Here is a 2,946-nt window from a genome sequence, read left to right as displayed (position 1 = left end):
TCGCGGCCCTCGGCGGGGACGTCCAGGTCGCCGGTCGCGGGGGTGATCGGGGCGAGCACGACCTCCGGCGGCGGGGCCCCGCCGTCCAGGTGGGCGCGCAGCGCGGCCAGGTCGGCGTGCGCGGTCGCGGTGGTGGTGGGCCACGGCCCCAGCACGGCCCAGTCCTCGGCGGTCGGCACCGGCACGGCGCCGGCCCTGGCGGGCGTCCAGCGCAGCCGGAACCGCGACTCGTGGTAGCCGCGACCGGCGGTGCCGCCGAGCTGCTCGGCGGAGACCGGGCGCACGACGAGCTGCGCGATGGTGGCGACCGGCGCGCCCTGGCCGTCCGCGACCGCCACGGAGAGCTGGTCGGGGCCGGTCTGGGTGATGTGGACGCGCAGCTCGGTGGCGCCCTGCGCGTGCAGGGTGACGCCGTTCCAGGCGAACGGGAGCGGGGTGCGCTCCTCGGAGCCGTCCGCGAGGTTGGCGTGCAGCGCGGCGTCGAGCAGGGCCGGGTGCAGGCCGAAGCGGGCGGCGTCGGCGTGCGCGGTCTCGGGCAGCACGGCGTGCGCGAACAGCTCGCCGTCCGCCCGCCGCCACAGCGCGCGCAGGCCCCGGAAGACCTCGCCGTAGCCGTAGCCGTTGTCCGCCAGGCGCGGGTAGAACCCTTCCAGGTCAACGGCTTCCGCGCCCTCCGGCGGCCACGCGGTCAGCTGCTCGGGCGCGCTGTCGCGGGCGGTGCCGAGCAGGCCGGAGGCGTGCCGGGTCCACTCCTCGCCGGGCTGGGCGCCCTCGGGGCGCGAGTGGATCGCCAGGGTGCGGCGGCCGTGCTCGTCGGGGGCGTCGGCGGTGACCCGCAGCGCCAGCGCGCCGGTCTCGGGCAGCGGCAGCGGCGCTTCGAGGGTCAGCTCCTCCACCAGGTCGCAGCCGACCTGGTCGCCCGCGCGGACGGCCAGCTCGACCAGGCCGGTGCCGGGGACGATCGGGGTGCCGTGCACGGCGTGGTCGGCCAGCCAGGCGTGGGTGCTCGCGGAGAGCCTGCCGGTGAGCACGACGCCGTCGCTGGCGGGGGTCTCCACGACCGCCGTCAGCAGCGGGTGCTCCCCGCCCTGCAGGCCGAACGAGGTGGCGTCGCCGGACGGGCCGTCGGACTCCAGCCAGTAGCGCTTGCGCTGGAACGCGTAGGTGGGCAGGTCGACGCGCGGCCCGCCGCGCCCGGCGTGGAAGGCCGCCCAGTCCACGTCGACGCCGTGCGCGAACGCGGCGGCGAGGCCGGTGGTGAGGGCGACGACCTCGTCGCGGCCCCGGCGCTGGGTGGCGACGGCCGCGCCGCGCTCGACCATGCCGGTGAGCACGCCGTCCGGGCCGACCTCCACGAACCGGGTGACGCCGTGCCCGGCCAGGTGCTCGAGGCAGGCGTGGAAGCGCACGGTGTCGCGGACGTGGGAGACCCAGTACTCGGTGGTGGCGACGGCGTCGGTGGCCGGGCCGCCGGTCGAGGTGGAGGCGAACGGGATGAGGGGCTCGTGGAAGGAGACCTTGTCGGCGATGCGGCGGAACTCCTCCAGCATCGGCTCCATGAGCGGCGAGTGGAAGGCGTGCGAGACGCGCAACCGCTTGGTGCGCCTGCCGTCCAGCGCGGCGGCGACCTGGTCGACGGCGGCCTCGGCCCCGGAGACGACCACGGCGGTGGGGCCGTTGACGGCGGCCAGGCCGACCTGGTCGGTCAGCAGGGGCAGGACCTCCGCCTCGGTGGCCTCGACGGCGAGCATCGCGCCGCCGGGCGGCAGCGCCTGCATCAACCGGCCGCGCGCCACGACCAGCGCGCAGGCGTCCTCCAGGGAGAACACGCCCGCGACGTGCGCCGCGGCGATCTCGCCGCTGGAGTGCCCGGCGACGACGTCCGGGGTGACGCCCCAGGACTGGAGCAACCGGAACAGCGCGACCTCGAACGCGAACAGCGCGGGCTGGCTGAAACCGGTGCGGTCCAGGACCTCCTGGTCCTCGCCGAGCACCACGTCCGCCAGCGAGACCTCCAGCTCGCGGTCCAGCAGCGCGCACGCGGCGTCGAACGCCTCGCGGAACACCGGGAACGCCGCGCGCAGCTCGCGGCCCATGCCGATCCGCTGGGAGCCCTGGCCGGTGAACAGGAACGCGGTGCGGCCCTTGTCCGCGACGCCGCGCACCGAGCCCGGCGCGCCCTCGACGAGGGCGGCGGCGAGGTCCTCGGCGGTGCGGCCGACGACGGCGAAGCGGTGCTCCAGGTGGGCGCGGGTGGTGGCCAGCGAGAAGGACACGTCGACCGGGTCGAGCCCTTGCACGGCGCCGCGGAGCCTGCGGACCTGGGCCGCCAGCGCCTCGGGCGTGCGGGCGGACAGCACCCACGGCACGACGTCGGTCTCCACGCGCGGCAGCTCGGCCTCGGCGCCCGCCTCGGCGGGGTCGGCGGCGGTCTCCGCGACCGGCGCGGGGGCCTGCTCCAGCACGACGTGCGAGTTGGTGCCGCTGATGCCGAACGAGGACACGCCCGCGCGGCGCGGACGGCCGGTCTCCGGCCACGGCGTGGCCTCCAGCGGCAGCCGGACCGACCCGGCGGTCCAGTCCACGTGCGTGGTGGGGGCGCTCACGTGCAGCGTCCTGGGCACGGTGCCGTGCCGCATGGCCATCACCACCTTGATGACGCCCGCGACGCCCGCGGCGGCCTGGGTGTGGCCGAGGTTCGACTTGATCGACCCGAGCAGCAGGGGGTGCTCGCGGTCCTGGCCGTAGGTGGCGAGCACGGCCTGCGCCTCGATCGGGTCGCCGAGGGAGGGGCCGGTGCCGGGCGCCTCCACGACGTCCACGTGCTCGGCGGACAGCCCGGCGTTGGCCAGCGCGGCGCGGATGACGCTCTGCTGCGAGGGGCCGTTGGTGGCGGTCAGGCCGCTGGACGCGCCGTCCTGGTTGACGGCGGTGCCGCGCACGTCG

At 77.0% G+C, this 2,946-nt stretch carries 1 protein-coding gene; it reads right to left on the bottom strand.

Going from position 1 to position 2,946, the window contains the following annotated elements; all coding sequences use genetic code 11:
* The coding region (locus tag ACTUAL_RS00835; RefSeq protein WP_440898916.1) for a type I polyketide synthase at positions 1-2,946 on the bottom strand (2,946 nt) is incomplete at both ends.

This window comes from Actinosynnema sp., assembly GCF_052038725.1.
This window is presented reverse-complemented; position numbering and strand designations above follow the sequence as displayed.